This is a genomic window from Pseudomonas sp. BS3767 (genome assembly GCF_900099665.1).
In the GTDB taxonomy this organism is placed as follows: domain Bacteria; phylum Pseudomonadota; class Gammaproteobacteria; order Pseudomonadales; family Pseudomonadaceae; genus Aquipseudomonas; species Aquipseudomonas cerasi.
This window is the reverse complement of record NZ_FNCX01000003.1, coordinates 52,817-67,043: the sequence shown is the minus strand read 5'-3', so window position 1 is coordinate 67,043 and position 14,227 is coordinate 52,817. Positions and strand designations below refer to the sequence as shown.

The 14,227-nt window shown below is 59.1% G+C and carries 14 protein-coding genes and 1 pseudogene; 11 read left to right on the top strand and 4 right to left on the bottom strand.

The annotated features are described in order from the left end of the window. Positions 1 to 5 precede the first annotated feature (5 nt). From BLR16_RS09305 to BLR16_RS09280, 6 genes are all read left to right on the top strand, one after another. Positions 6 to 890: a glucurono-1,5-lactonase gene (locus tag BLR16_RS09305; RefSeq protein WP_024663310.1), complete on the top strand. Its 885-nt coding sequence runs from the start codon at positions 6 to 8 to the stop codon at positions 888 to 890. Between the two features lie 57 nt (positions 891 to 947). Continuing rightward, positions 948 to 1,973: a TRAP transporter substrate-binding protein gene (locus BLR16_RS09300; protein WP_003433751.1), complete on the top strand. Its 1,026-nt coding sequence runs from the start codon at positions 948 to 950 to the stop codon at positions 1,971 to 1,973. Between the two features lie 62 nt (positions 1,974 to 2,035). Then, entirely contained in the window at positions 2,036 to 2,563 is a 528-nt protein-coding gene (locus BLR16_RS09295) for a TRAP transporter small permease (RefSeq protein WP_003365702.1), read from the top strand. Further along, positions 2,564 to 3,844, top strand: coding sequence for a TRAP transporter large permease (locus BLR16_RS09290; RefSeq protein WP_003433753.1), 1,281 nt, complete (start codon positions 2,564 to 2,566; stop codon positions 3,842 to 3,844). An 84-nt stretch (positions 3,845 to 3,928) separates the two neighbouring features. Next, on the top strand, positions 3,929 to 4,900 hold the full coding sequence (locus tag BLR16_RS09285; protein WP_054080628.1) for an EamA family transporter: 972 nt from the start codon (positions 3,929 to 3,931) through the stop codon (positions 4,898 to 4,900). Beyond that, positions 4,875 to 5,744, top strand: coding sequence for an aldose 1-epimerase (locus BLR16_RS09280; RefSeq protein WP_074805850.1), 870 nt, complete (start codon positions 4,875 to 4,877; stop codon positions 5,742 to 5,744). Before BLR16_RS09285 ends, BLR16_RS09280 begins: the two co-directional genes overlap by 26 nt. A gap of 31 nt (positions 5,745 to 5,775) precedes the next feature. Here the strand turns inward: BLR16_RS09280 and BLR16_RS09275 are convergent, their stop codons facing one another. Beyond that, positions 5,776 to 6,339, bottom strand: coding sequence for a hypothetical protein (locus BLR16_RS09275; protein ID WP_003365706.1), 564 nt, complete (start codon positions 6,337 to 6,339; stop codon positions 5,776 to 5,778). Between the two features lie 335 nt (positions 6,340 to 6,674). On the opposite strand from BLR16_RS09275, the gene BLR16_RS09270 reads away from it, so the two are divergent. Together BLR16_RS09270 and BLR16_RS09265 are read left to right on the top strand one after the other, a co-directional pair. Next, positions 6,675 to 7,187: a sigma-70 family RNA polymerase sigma factor gene (locus BLR16_RS09270; RefSeq protein WP_003345995.1), complete on the top strand. Its 513-nt coding sequence runs from the start codon at positions 6,675 to 6,677 to the stop codon at positions 7,185 to 7,187. Continuing rightward, positions 7,187 to 7,849, top strand: a complete 663-nt coding sequence (locus tag BLR16_RS09265; protein ID WP_058396851.1) for a ChrR family anti-sigma-E factor — start codon at positions 7,187 to 7,189, stop codon at positions 7,847 to 7,849. The genes BLR16_RS09270 and BLR16_RS09265 overlap by 1 nt, the downstream gene beginning before the upstream one ends. Positions 7,850 to 7,871: 22 nt before the next feature. Here the strand turns inward: BLR16_RS09265 and BLR16_RS09260 are convergent, their stop codons facing one another. The 3 genes from BLR16_RS09260 to BLR16_RS09250 all read right to left on the bottom strand — a co-directional run bounded on the left by BLR16_RS09260 (position 7,872) and on the right by BLR16_RS09250 (position 10,715). After that, positions 7,872 to 9,128, bottom strand: coding sequence for a 3-phosphoshikimate 1-carboxyvinyltransferase (locus BLR16_RS09260; RefSeq protein ID WP_054080624.1), 1,257 nt, complete (start codon positions 9,126 to 9,128; stop codon positions 7,872 to 7,874). A 96-nt stretch (positions 9,129 to 9,224) separates the two neighbouring features. Beyond that, entirely contained in the window at positions 9,225 to 9,707 is a 483-nt protein-coding gene (locus tag BLR16_RS09255; protein WP_003365711.1) for a PAS domain-containing protein, read from the bottom strand. Between the two features lie 3 nt (positions 9,708 to 9,710). Next, positions 9,711 to 10,715, bottom strand: coding sequence for a response regulator (locus BLR16_RS09250; protein WP_003433765.1), 1,005 nt, complete (start codon positions 10,713 to 10,715; stop codon positions 9,711 to 9,713). A 265-nt stretch (positions 10,716 to 10,980) separates the two neighbouring features. On the opposite strand from BLR16_RS09250, the gene BLR16_RS09245 reads away from it, so the two are divergent. The 3 genes and pseudogenes from BLR16_RS09245 (at position 10,981) to BLR16_RS09235 (ending at position 14,227) form a co-directional block, all read left to right on the top strand. Next, positions 10,981 to 11,430, top strand: coding sequence for a DUF2384 domain-containing protein (locus BLR16_RS09245; protein ID WP_003408523.1), 450 nt, complete (start codon positions 10,981 to 10,983; stop codon positions 11,428 to 11,430). Continuing rightward, positions 11,427 to 11,888 carry an RES family NAD+ phosphorylase gene (locus tag BLR16_RS09240; RefSeq protein WP_074805853.1) on the top strand — a complete coding sequence of 154 codons (462 nt, stop codon included), beginning with the start codon at positions 11,427 to 11,429 and terminating at the stop codon, positions 11,886 to 11,888. The genes BLR16_RS09245 and BLR16_RS09240 overlap by 4 nt, the downstream gene beginning before the upstream one ends. 303 nt (positions 11,889 to 12,191) lie before the next feature. Then, positions 12,192 to 14,227, top strand: a pseudogene (locus BLR16_RS09235) (S-type pyocin domain-containing protein).

The window sequence follows — 14,227 nt, the reverse complement described above, 5'->3', positions numbered from 1 at the left end:
CCGTCATGGATGCCGAACTGATTGTCGATGCACAGAACGCCACCGGCGAAAGCCCGGTCTGGAGCGTGCGTGATCAAGCGTTGTACTGGGTGGATATTCCCAAGGGCGAGTTGCATCGCTGGGATTTCAATCAGGACAGCACGCGCAGCTGGAAAGCGCCGCAGATGCTGGCCTGTATCGCCGCCGACAATCGGGGTGGCTGGGTGGCGGGGATGGAGAACGGAATCTTTCATTTGCAGCCCTGCGAAGACGGCAGCCTGATCAGCACGCTTCTGGCCAGCGTCGAACACGCGCAGGCAGGCATGCGCTTCAATGACGGCCGCTGCGACCGACAGGGTCGTTTCTGGGCGGGCACCATGTTTATGGACATGGCCGCAGGGGCGACGGTGGGGGCGTTGTATCGCTACAGCGCAGGCCAGACCACGCTGAACGCACAACTCAAGGACTTCATCGTCCCCAACGGCCTGGCGTTCAGCCCCGACGGCAAGGTCATGTATCTGTCCGACTCGCACCCCGGCGTGCAGCAGATCTGGGCCTTCGATTACGACACCGACAGCGGCACGCCGCGCAATCGCCGCCTGTTCGTTGACATGAACCATCACCTGGGTCGTCCCGACGGTGCGGCGATCGACACCGACGGCTGCTACTGGATCTGTGGCAACGACGCAGGCTTGGTTCACCGCTTCACCCCCACCGGCAAACTCGACCGTTCACTGGTCGTGCCGGTGAAAAAGCCGGCCATGTGTGCCTTTGGCGGCCCCAATCTGGACACGCTGTTCGTAACGTCCATTCGCCCGGGTGGCGATATTAGCGATCAGCCACTGGCTGGCGGCCTGTTCGCCCTGCGACCTGGGGTTCAGGGCCTGGAGGAACCCACGTTTCAGGGCTGACAGCGCCCTGCCGAAAATCCCGTAGCTCTACCAAAAATAACAAAATCGGAGATATCCATGGACTTCAAACGCAAGCTTCTCATCGCCGCACTTCCGCTGGCCTTCTGTGTGTCAGGCATGGCCCACGCTGATGTCAAAATCAAGTTCGCCGAGGTTCACCCTGCTGGCTATGCGCCGGTCGTGGCAGAACAGAACATGGGCAAGAAACTCGAAGAACAGTCCAAGGGCGAGATCAGTTTCAAGATGTACGCGGGTGGCGTACTCGGCTCCGAGAAGGAGGTCGTTGAGCAGGTGCAGAGCGGCGCCGTGCAGATGACCCGCGTCAGCCTCGGCATCGTCGGCCCGGTAGTGCCGGACGTCAACGTCTTCAACCTGCCGTTCGTGTTCCGTGACCAGGCGCATATGCGCACCATCATCGATGGCGAGATCGGCCAGGAAATTCTCGACAAGATCACCAATTCGCAATTCAACATGGTCGCCCTGGCCTGGATGGATGGCGGCACCCGCAACCTGTACACCAAAAAGCCCGTACGGCAGATTTCCGACCTCAAAGGCATGAAAATCCGCGTTCAGGGCAACCCGGTGTTTATCGAAACCATCAACGACATGGGCGGCAACGGCATCGCCATGGCCACCGGCGAAATCTTCAGCGCGCTGCAGACCGGCGTCATTGACGGTGCGGAAAACAACCCGCCGACGTATTTCCAGCACAACCACTACCAGAACGCCAAGTTCTTCACCATCACCGAACACCTGATCCTGCCCGAGCCCATCGTGATGGCGAAAACCACATGGAACAAGCTCAACCCCGAGCAGCAAGCACTGGTGAAAAAGCTGGCGCGTGAAGCGCAGATGGAGGAGCGAGCGCTGTGGGACAAGTCGTCAGCCGATGCCGAGACCAAGCTCAAGGCCGCTGGCGTGGAATTCATCACGCTGACGCCTGAGCAGAAGAAAGCCTTCTACGACGCGACTCAACCGGTCCGCGACAAATTCGGCGCGCCTTACAAGGATCTGATCAGCCGCATCGAAGCGGTCCAGACCAATCCGGCACTGGCTGCACCCAGTACCCCAGCGGCCCAATAAGCCTGTCCGATTACGCAGCGGGGACGAGCACCAGCTCGTTCGCCGCCGCAGTGGTGAGCCTTATGAAAAATACGCTTTTGCGCATCAACGACACGCTTTATCGGGTCTGCATCGGCATTGCCGGTCTCTCGGTGTTGATCATGACTCTGATCATCCCCTGGGGCATCTTTGCCCGCTACATACTCGGCAGCGGTTCCAGTTGGCCTGAACCCACCGCCATCCTGCTGATGGTGGTGTTTACCTTCTTCGGCGCCGCCGCCAGTTACCGGGCCGGCGCGCACATGGCTGTGTCAATGGCTGTGGAGCGCATGCCGCAGCAGGTGCGCAGAGCCGCCAGCGTGGTGGTGCAGATTCTGATGGGGATCGTGGCCCTGTTCATGATTTTCAAAGGCTTCAAGCTGTGCGCCACCACCTGGAATCAATTCGTCGGCGAACTGCCGTTTCTGCGCGTCGGTATCTCTTATCTGCCGATTCCTCTCGGCGGCCTCGTGACGCTGGTCTTCGTTCTGGAAAGGCTGTTGCTGGGTGACCAGAGTCATCGCGCGGTCATGCATTTCGACGTCGTTGAAGAAAGCGAAGGTGCCGCATAAATGGACGCTTTTATACTGTTGGGCAGCTTTATCGCGCTGATCCTGATTGGCATGCCGGTGGCCTACGCGCTAGGCCTTTCAGCCCTGATCGGCGCCTGGTGGATCGACATCCCGGCCGATGCACTGATGATCCAGATTGCGGGTGGCGTGAACAAATTCTCGCTGTTGGCGATTCCGTTCTTCGTGCTGGCCGGAGCAATCATGGCCGAAGGCGGCATGTCGCGACGTCTGGTCGCGTTTGCCGCAGTGCTGGTGGGCTTCGTGCGCGGCGGCCTGTCGCTGGTCAATATCGTGGCTTCGACCTTCTTCGGCGCGATCTCGGGTTCCTCGGTGGCCGACACGGCCTCGGTGGGTTCGGTGCTGATCCCGGAAATGGAACGCAACGGCTACCCGCGAGACTTCTCGACGGCAGTGACCGTCAGCGGCTCGGTGCAGGCGCTGCTGACACCCCCCAGCCACAACTCGGTGCTCTATTCGCTGGCGGCAGGCGGCACGGTGTCGATCGCGTCGCTGTTCATGGCCGGGATCCTCCCGGGTCTGCTGCTCAGCGCAGTGATGATGGGCCTGTGCATGATCTTCGCACGCAAGCGCAACTACCCCAAGGGTGAAGTGATCCCGCTGCGCCAAGCACTGAAAATTGCCGGTGAAGCGCTTTGGGGCATGATGGCCATGGTCATTATTCTCGGCGGCATTCTGTCGGGGATTTTCACGGCCACCGAGTCGGCGGCTATTGCCGTTCTCTGGTCGTTCTTCGTCACCATGTTCATCTACCGCGACTACAAATGGCGCGACCTGCCCAAACTGATGCACCGGGCGGCACGCACCATTTCCATCGTGATGATCCTGATCGGTTTTGCCGCCAGCTTCGGTTACATCCTGACGCTGATGGAAATCCCGATGAAGATCACCACCGCGTTCCTGACCCTGTCGGACAACCGCTACGTGATCCTGATGTGCATCAACGTGATGTTGCTGCTGCTCGGTACGGTCATGGACATGGCGCCGCTGATTCTGATCCTGACCCCAATTCTGTTGCCGGTCATCGTCGGCGTCGGTATCGACCCGGTGCACTTCGGCATGATCATGCTGGTCAATCTGGGGATCGGGCTGATTACCCCGCCGGTGGGCGCGGTGCTGTTTGTCGGTGCCGCTGTGGGTAAAGTCACCATCGAAGCCACGGTAAAAGCACTGGTGCCGTTCTATGTTGCGCTGTTCCTGGTGCTGATGCTGGTGACCTATGTTCCTGCCATCTCATTGTGGCTGCCGAGCGTCGTGCTCTGACGTCTCCAGTTGCAAGGCTGCCGGAGCGCTTGAAAGCGCTCCGGCATGCACCTCTGTTGTCCAGCCAAGGAGGCTGGTTTGCGTATGTCTGCCCCTGCCCTGTTTCCGCGCCACATCGCCGTGCTGATTCTGGCGCTGCTGGCCTGTTCGTTTGCCGGCAACCACATCGCGGCACGCATTGCCTTCGATCATGACACCGGCCTGCTGCTGGCCATTCTCTGTCGCTCCGGCGTGACCTTGCTGGTACTGACCAGTCTGGTGCTCTGGCAGCGTGAAAGGCTCAGCCTGCCTGCCAGTACCTGGCGCTGGCAGCTGCTTCTGGGGTTGCTGATCGCCACGCAGAGCTTTTGCATCTACTCGGCGGTAGCGCGTATTCCGGTGGCCCTGGCCTTGCTGGTGGTCAATGTCTCGCCGATCCTGCTGGCGTTGCTGACCTGGGCATTGGGCGGTGCCCGGCCAACGCGGCGCGCAGCCGGCCTGATGGGCCTGATTCTGTTTGGCCTGACGCTGGCGCTGGATGTGCCACAGCGCCTGTCGAACCCCGGCAGCAGCGAGCCGCGATGGCTGGAGGGTGTCGCCTACGCGTCGACCGCGGCGGTGGTGTTCGCCTTTGCGCTGTGGATTACCGATAACAAACTGGCGGGCATGCGCGGCAGCGTACGCAGCATGCTGACCATGGCCGTGGTGTTTGTCGTCGCAGCCATCGCCGGCAGCAGCGGCGTGCTGCCCGGCGGCGTGGGTCTGCCAAAGAGTTCTGTCGGCTGGACCGCACTGGCCAGTCTGGTGGTTTTGTACGGGCTGGGTTTCTCGCTGCTGTTCATCTGCATGGCACGGCTGGACATCGCCCGCAACGCGCCAGTGATGAACATCGAACCGGTGGCCAGCCTGCTGTTTGGCTGGCTGATTCTCGATCAATTGCTCAGCAGCGGTCAGGTGGTCGGCGGGCTGATCGTCGTCAGCGGCATCGTGCTGCTGACCTGGCGTCGCGCCCAATCGCCTGACTCTCAATCATCCAGAAAGGCTTTGAAGCATGTCCACGAACGTACTGACCCTTGAAGATGGCCTGACCCGTCTGACCCTGGCCCCCGACATCGGCGGCAGTATCGTCAACTGGATCGTCCTGGCCAGTGGGCAACCCCTGCTGCGCCCCAGCGACGAACAGGCTCTGGCGGCCGGGACGCCTCGTCGGCTGGCCTGCTACCCGCTGGCACCCTGGTCGAACCGGATCGGCAACGGCGGTTTCGAGACACCAGACGGCTGGCTGGCCCTGGAGCCGAACAGCGCCAACGACCCGCTGCCGATCCATGGCAGCGCCTGGCAGCAGGCATGGACCGTCATCGAGCAGAGCGCAGAGCAGGTCTGCCTGCAACTCGACAGCCAGACGCCATTCGCCTACCGCGCGCACCTGCGCTACACCCTGCACGACGGCAAACTGAGTATCGAACTGACCACCACTCATCTGGACAGCCGCGCCATGTGGCACGGCCTGGGCTTGCACCCTTACCTGCCACGCACGCCTCACACACGCTTGCAGGCCAAAGCTGCGCAGGTCTGGCTGTGCGACGAGGCAGGTTTGCCGAATGAGTTGCAGGATCTGCCCACCGAATGGGACTTCCAGCACAGCAACAGGCTGCCCGAAGCACGACTGGACAACGGCTTCACCGGCTGGGACGGCCACAGCGTCATCAGCCAGCCGGACCTGGGCTATGAACTGCACTGCCACGCCACCGGCAGCGAGTACTTTCTGGTGTTCTGCCCTCCGGGACTGAATTTCTTCTGTTTCGAGCCCGTCAGCCACCCGGTGAATACCCATCATTTGCCTGGGCATCCGGGGTTGAAGCTGTTACGGCAGGGGGAGTCGATGGGGCTAGGGGTCAGTCTGCATCACAAGCCCTTGTAGCAGGCTGTTTCATGCCTTCCCTGGCCATCTGTTACTGGGCAATCACCAGTGTTGAAAGACCCCTAACGCTGGTTACGCCGGTCGTCTTGGCGCAATCGTTGCTCAATGTGGACTCGATATCGCCAAGTACAAATGTACTCATCGCCTTGGCATTCTTGTACCGGCCATCGACGATTTTTCCGACACCCACAATGGTCGTATTCAGATTACCGATATTATTGAGCGTCGCACTGAACTCGTAAGTACTGGTGGCGCCATCGCTCCAGTTGATGACCCATGTAATGGTCGGCGTTTGCAGCAGCAACGACTGACAGGAAAAATTCGCCTGAAAGTTTTGACTGGACGAAGCGCTGACTGCCAGAGGAAATGAAGGAGAAACACAGGGCCCCCAGTTGCTTGTCGTCGATACATTGACCAACTGATCGGTGTTGGTCAGTCCCGGCGACCAGTCGGCAGTGTGAGTCCCTGTCAGACAGGTCGCCAGGTTCGCAACCTGAGCCTGTGATCGCTCAGGCGCAAAAATAAGCCCCATGCAAACGATGATCAACAACAGGGTGGCCAGCGAAGATGAAACGCGTGCAACGCGAGTATCCATGTTTGTCTCCATGACATTGATGACATCCAGAACACAAAGTAATCATTTAACGTTAATGACTCTACTGTCAGAAATGACAGTGGCCAAAGACGGCAAGATCTGGCCCGCGGCCACTGCCATGGCCGGATCTGCAAGTCAAACCGCCACTCATCACATCCTGTGATCCACTCCCCCCCCCCGTTACGTAACACCTCTGCATAGCGAACCAAACCCACACAATGGTGATCAGAAGGTGGATCATGCGCATAACTGCCAGTCTCAGGACCTTCTGTCACTTGTCCCCCTCTCACAGCGAATCGACAATCACCCGACTTTGGATCGATGAAGTCACCGCCGTGGCCCGCCAGAGGGACCGCGATAGCTTCATGCGCATTTACGATCACTTCGCTCCGCGCCTGTTGCGCTACCTCACCGGGCTGAATGTGCCAGAAGGTCAGGCCGAAGAGTTGGTGCAGGAGGTACTGCTCAAACTGTGGCACAAGGCCGACTCGTTCGACCCGGCCAAGGCCAGCCTGGGGACATGGTTGTTTCGCATCGCACGCAATCTTTACATCGACAGTGTGCGCAAGGACCGTGGCTGGGTGCAGGTGCAGAACTCGCTGGAACAACTTGAGCGTCTGGAAGCTCCGGTAGATCGAACACTCGATTACAGCCAGCGCCAGGAACAACAACTCAACATCGCCATCCAGAACCTGCCTGCCGATCAGGCCCGAGTGTTGCGAATGTCGTATTTCGAAGCGCTCAGCCACCGGGAGATTTCCGAACGCCTGGGTATGCCGCTCGGCACAGTAAAGTCCTGCCTGCGCCTGGCGTTTCAAAAATTGCGCTCGCGGATAGAGGAATCATGATGGGTCCACAACATCATCCGGACGACGCCACGCTGGTCAGTTATGCCGCAGGGGCGCTGTCGCAGGTCATCTCGTTAGTCACTGCCGCGCACCTGGAGCGCTGTGCCGAGTGCCGGGCGCGGCTCAGGCAGGCCGAGGCGATTGGCGGTGTGTTGATGCAGCAGCACACCAGCAGTGTGGTGCCGCTCAAGGGCAGATCGGCCATGCTGGCGCGGCTTGACGAGCAGCAAGCGGGGCTTTTACCCGCCCTGCACTCGATGCCGGCGGCCAATCAGGACCCGGACCTGATGCCGGTCTGCATGCAGGCGCATTTTGGTCGACACCTGAGCACATTGAAGTGGAAGACCCTGATCCCCGGCGTACAACGAGTACGCGCCGAAGGCATCGAACAGGGCAACCTGATGCTGCTGAAAATCGCCCCCGGCGTGAGCATGCCGGTCCACAGCCACGAAAGCGGCGAGATGACCATGGTCCTCAAGGGCGCGTATTACGACGTGCAGGGGGAGTTCGGACTCAACGATGTGGCCGACCTGGACAGCCATATCCATCACCAGCCCATCGCCTACCCCGACCGGGAATGCATTTGCGTACTGGCCACTGAATCGAAGCTGCGTTTTCACGGGTTGCTGGCGCGGATGATGCAGCCGTTTTTCGGGATTTGAAAAACGGCCGCTGCGCCCGCGGTCAGCGCTGGACGGTGACGCCCAATGAGGCCAGCGCATCCCAGTAGCCCGGGTAGGTCTTGCCGACGCAATCAGGGTCGAGAATGCGGATGCCGGCGATCTTCAGGCCCGCCAGCGCAAAGCACATGGCGATACGATGGTCGGAGTGGGTGTCGATCAAGGCATCGACCGTAGTGCCTGCCAGCGCCGGGTTGGCGTTGACGATCAGATCGTCACCCTCTTCGACCGCCAGGCCGGGTGCGATGGCGCACAGGCCGTGGGACAGTGCCGATATGCGGTCGCACTCCTTGACCCGCAGGTTGGCGATACCGACAAAGCGCACCGGCTGACGATTGAAGGCGGCCAGTACGGCCAGCGTCGGAATCGCGTCCTGCATCTGCGAGCCGTCGATCACGGCCGGCATGTTCGGGAAGCTGGCGATGATCTGGCTGGCCAGCGCATCGGGTTGCGTGAACGCGTCGCTGGCCACGCCCAGGTCGATAGCGCCCTCGGTCAGGGCCTGCGCAGCCCACAGGTAAGTGGCCGCCGAGGCATCCGGCTCGATGTGGAAATCCGTAGCGCGATAACCGGTAGCCGAGACTTTCCAGGCGGCGTCGCCGATGGCCTGAACCTCGGCACCGAACGCGTGCATGGCCGCTAGCGTGAGGTCAAGGTAACCACGCGCACCGATCTCGCTGCCTGTCAGTGCAACTTCCACAGGCCCCTTGCCACAGGCACCGGCCATCAGCAGTGCCGACACGTACTGGCTGGACAGGTTGCCGTCGATTTCGATACGACCGGCCTCAAGACCGCCCTTGCCCTTGATGGCCACCGGCGGGCAACCGCTGGGTGCGCTGACTTCCACGCCCATGCGCTGCAAGGCATCGACCAGCGGCCCGATCGGACGCTTGCGCATGTATTCGTCACCATCCACCACGAAGTCGCCTTCGAAGTTGGCCAGTGCCGCGGTCAGAAAGCGTGTCGCCGTCCCGGCGTTGCCGAGGAACAGCGCCTGCTGCGGCGCCTGCCAATGCCCGCTGCTGGTGACCACGAAGGTGCTGTCATCCGGCTCGTCGACCTGCACGCCCATCAGACGCAGGGCTTCGGACATCACGCGCGTGTCGTCACTCTTCAGCGCGCCGGTCAGGCGGCTGGTGCCTTTGGCCAGCCCGGCCAGCAACAATGCGCGGTTGGTGATCGACTTGGAGCCCGGCGGGCTGACACGCCCGACCAGCGGGCGCTCGACAGGCAAAACAGTGAGGGTGGCTTGAGGTCGCATGATGTCCCTGAGCGTCAGCGGAAAAATCGCGATCCTAGCACGAGCGGGATCAAGCCCGCAGTGCCGGTTTCATTCATCGCCAAGCCCGGGCGCGGCTCAGCTTTTCGCTGAGCCCGACAGTTGCTGCAGCTTGTTGTTGGCCGCCAGCAACTGATTGCGGTTGGCCGCGACGTCGGTAACGTCATATATCACCAGACACACATGGCTGATCGCCCCGGTGGTCGAGCGCAGCGGGAACAGGGTGGTGTTCTGATACATGAACTCCTCCTGCCCGGTGATCGGCTGATAATTCTTGAAACGCACCAGATACGGCCGCTGCTCCCAGATGGTGAACGCCGGCGTGCCGAGGGTCACGACGTTATCGATTTTCTTGCTGAACCACTTCGCGTTGACCTCCGGAAAAATCTCGAAAAAGGTCTTGTCGACTGCCACGTAGGGCACCACACCCGAGCGGTTTTCCATGAAGGTATTCCAGACCGTCACGCGGTAGTTCAGGTCCAGCACCACGATGCCTACGTCAATGTTCTGCGTGACGGCCAGCAACCAATGAAGCTCGTTGATTTCAATAGCGTTGCTCATGGGTCAGCTCATCATGTAGGCAAGTTTTTTGGTAAGCAGCTCGACCGAATCTTCGGTGAACAGCATCAGCAGATCGAAATGCAGATTGTGGCCTTCCACGCTGTAACTGATTTCGACCGCCAGGGTCTTTTTCCAGCGCTGTTGATTGATGCGGATAAGCTCGTCGATGCCGCCCTGTGCACCCAGCAACTGGGGATGGCCCTGCGAAAAGGCAATGTCGATCTGTTCGGCAATGCCGCTCAGGCAGGCGCCGATCAGGATCGTGGACAGATCGAGCAGCATCTCCATGTCGGAACTGTCGGAGTGATCGCCGCCCATCAGTTGCGAGATTCCGGAGATTTCCGAATCATGAAAAATCAGCAGCGCTTCACCAGAGATACCGCCACCGATGTAGCCCTGACACACCGCGGTCAGACGCTGGTCGCTGTGAGCGTCGGCCAGCGCCATGTGCAACTCGCCAACTTCAAGCATGTTGACGTTGGGCACCGGCAGTTGCACGAACACGCCCAGCACCTTGGCCAACAACGCCGCTGCACGGCCCATGGCGACGTTGATGGTTTCGCGGAAGGCATCCTGAAAGCTGATCACCCCGCCCTTGTTGTTGAGGGCCGGCAGTGCAACCGGTGACGCGGCAGGCTTGCCCAGCAGGCCAAGGCGCTCCAGTGTGCTTTTGAGTTCGTCCGGGTCGGCGGGTTTTTTCAAAAACGCCAGCGCGCCCAGCTCCATGACCCGACGAACGGCCTCGTCCTGCACGTCGCCCGACACCACAATCACCTTGGCGTCGAGGTTTTCGGCACGAATCGCCGTCAGCGTCTGGTAACCGTCCATCACCGGCATGGTCAGGTCGAGCAGGACCACCTGGCCCTGACCTTTACGAATCGCTTCCAGGCCTTCCTGCCCCTGGGTGGCCAGCGTGACCGACACATCCCAGTCTTCAGGTAGCGCGCGCAACAGCTGCTTTCGCGCCATGTTCGAGTCATCGCATATCAATAGCGCAAGCGTGGACATCGTGTGGTTCTCACTGCAGGAAAATCAGGCTGACCACGGCGGACAGCACATATTCGTTAGACGGCACCATCGGAAGCGACTGACATCGAGCCTATAACGCGAGATCAGCAACATTCAAACTAAACCTATAGCCTAAGTCGGTGATTTTTGAAGTTTCTGTAGTTTTATTCGCAATTAGTTGCTGCGAATCACTATCACGACGTCTGAAACGTGCCTATTATCAATTGATAGATTCAATTGCAATCACTCGATAGACAGGTGTGCCATGTCTTTGCCCATAAGCGACTACCATCCGGCCCTGCCCCGGCAGGACGATTTCTGGCAACACCTGGGTATCCCCGCACGAGGCGCGCGGCTGTACTCGGCGCTGCATGACGGCTTGCCGTATGAAGTCTTCGAACGTCTGGCGCATTACACCGACCTGAACCGCTCGACCCTGGCCGAGCATCTGGGCATAGCGCCGGCAACCTTGCAGCGACGCCTGAAGGTGCGCCGCTTCAACGCCGAAGAAAGCGATCGGCTGTTCCGCCTGGCAGCGGTGTACAAGGCGGCACTGGACCTGTTCGAAAACGACGCCGAAGCGACTCGCCTCTGGCTGGCCAACCCGGTCTACGGGCTGGGCAATCGCAGGCCACTGGAAATGCTCGCGACCTCGGCAGAGGCTCAGGCAGTGCTCGACCTGATCGGCCGCCTGGAACACGGGGTCGTGGCGTGATAGCGGTCTATCGACTGGTCAAGCGCAAATGGCTGGCACAGGCCTTCGATGGCGAGGGCGCCAAGCTCTACGGCGGACGCTGGAACAGCAAGGGCAACGCCTGCGTGTACTGCGCGGGCAGCGAGTCACTGGCGCTGCTGGAAGTGCTGGTGCACCTGAACAACGCCACTGTGGCTCAGCACTACACGATGCTTGAGCTGCAGATTGCCGAGGAGCACGTCCTCAATGCGCGCCCGGACACTCTGCCCCGCGACTGGCGTGAAGAACCCGCGCCACCGGCAACCGCCTCGTTCGGCGACGACTGGCTGGCCTCCGCTCAGAGCGTGGCACTGGCAGTGCCCAGCGTGATCATCCCGCGCGAGTCCAACTACCTGCTCAACGTCCAGCACCCGGAGTTCAGGGCGGTAGTGGCAACGGCCAAAGAACTGGAGTTTGTGGTCGATCCGCGTTTGGGGTGAACTGGCCGAACGGTTAGCTCGGTTATGGGGGGCTTTTGCTGTCCCATGGGTTCAAAGCAACGTACGCCGCGACCAATGCATTCAGCACCAGAAGTAACGCCTTAACACTGCGATGGATTACAAAACCGGCAACACTACGTGCGGCCGCTGACCAGTCCTACACCAGCATGCGTTTCAATTGCGTGCCTGAAAGCCTGAACAAAAAAACAACTACCTATACCTATGTACCGCACTTCGTGACTATTAATACTAGCTAATATCAAGGAGATATTATTCGGCGATTTAAACCTTAAGGATAAGCACATGCCGCAAAACGTCATTACTCTTCCACCCACAATCGTAACACCTGGCCAGCCGTTGCCCAGGCCATTAGGCCCGCTATCGGGAGCCGGAGTAATCGCCAGACCGCTGCGATGGGACGGCAGTATTCCTGCAAACCATGAGATGGATGCATTCTTCAGTAAAAGGGGTATAAGAAACGAACAGTACACGATATCCATTATCGTGACGGCCTCTTCAACACAGCAAAATATCCATCAGTCTTACATAGACTTTTTGCCCCTCCTTCCGGCTGACGTTGACGCGGAAATTTCTGCCGGTGTAGGAGATTACCCCTTCTCTGAGTTAGAAAAGTCTACGATTGAAAAAAACGTGGTGGACAGCCTGATTTCACAGCGCGCTGCTGAGTTAGCCAAAAGCAAAGAAGGCGCTCATGCTTTCTTTGGCAGGCATGCATTGGCGGTAGATATTAAAAAAAACGCTGTGGATTTTTTAAATATCTTTCAAACAAGAAGAGACCTGGGCTCTCCCCTTGACGTTTATAAAAGCTGGGAAGCCTCAGTTACAGCAGCCTACAGAGCAAAAATTCTTGAAGAGAAAATCAGGATTCTCACAGAGAGGTCTGTATCACTGAGCCATACTATTGCTGCAGCGCAGGCCAGGGAGGACGCACGTATCGCGGCAGAAACCGAGTCGACGAGGCTTGCCGTTGAAGCTGCAGAGCACGCTCGACTTGCTGCCGAAACCGCTGAACAAGCCCGAGTTGCAGCGGAGGCTGAAGCCAAGCGAGTAGCGGATGAGCAGGCTCTTCTTGCTGCCGAAGCAGAAGCTCGCCGAGTAGCTGCCGAAGCGGCTGAACAAGCTCGTATGGAGGCAGAGACGCAGGCCCAGCGTGACGCTGACGAGCACGCGCGCGTGACGGCAGAAGCTCAAGCGCTAGAAGCGGGCAAGACGCTCAGGCTCCCGGAAGCTGGTACACCGCAGTTGGGTGCAGTTGCAGGAGTCATTTCCGTTACGGCAGGATCCGGTCTCTTTCTGGACGCTACCATTCAAGCCGCTATCGAACTATTAACTGCTCTCGCAGGCACGGCTGTCAGCTCTACCACAGCCGTAGGCATCGGCACGTTGCTGTACTCCCCTTCGCTTGGCAATGGAGAGTTACCGGAAAGAATGCTGGACCTTCCGGCCAGAGTTCTGATGCCTGATCTGCCCGACGCCTTGAATGACGTGGCGGCAACGGGTGGAACGGTCGATATGCCCTATAGAATTTACGGCGATCAGTCGAAGTATTCAGTCGTGGCAACACAAGCCGAAGGCGGATTTTCTCCCAAGGTGCCTGTGAGGGCTCTGATACTGGACCCAGTGGCCAACGCCTACACCTTTAACACTTCGGACACCCCGCCCATCACCTTGACGTTTCCAATCGCAGCACCTGGAAACAGCTCAACGACGACGGTGGCGCAACCAGTCGAAACTCCGGCGTACGCTGGAATTACACTGGAGCCTATCGAGGTGAAGGCCGAACCTTTACCCGGCACCAGTCAGATGGACATTCGGGATGCCATTTATGTTTACCCGCTAAATTCGGGTCTGCCTCCGGTCTATGTGGTGTTCAACAGCCCCTATGAAGGGGCAACAACCAAAGGAGAGCATAGCGGTCGAATGTACGATCCTGAAAAAGCGGGCGGCCCCACCCAGAACCTCGACTGGACAACCGCCTCAGTCACTCAGGACGGCATTGATCTCGTTAAGCTGCACACAAGCCGATTCGGCTCATCAGATGCAAATACTATAATGATCAATCGTCTGGAAAAATTTTGCGTGGCGAGTTAGCCGTGACGGATACTGATAAAAGATTTTACACCCACGAGCTCAGGGAATTAGAACGTTACAGGGCACTGGGGGTGGCTGATGGCGTGCAAGGTAACGTATGGAATAACGCTCATACGGCAGCCCTTGAGGATTATAGAATTAACGAAAATCGTGATTTTCTTTACACCGAAGCGGCTCTATCGGCTGGAGACAAACAAGATCATGCAGACGCATTGAGAGGCCAATAA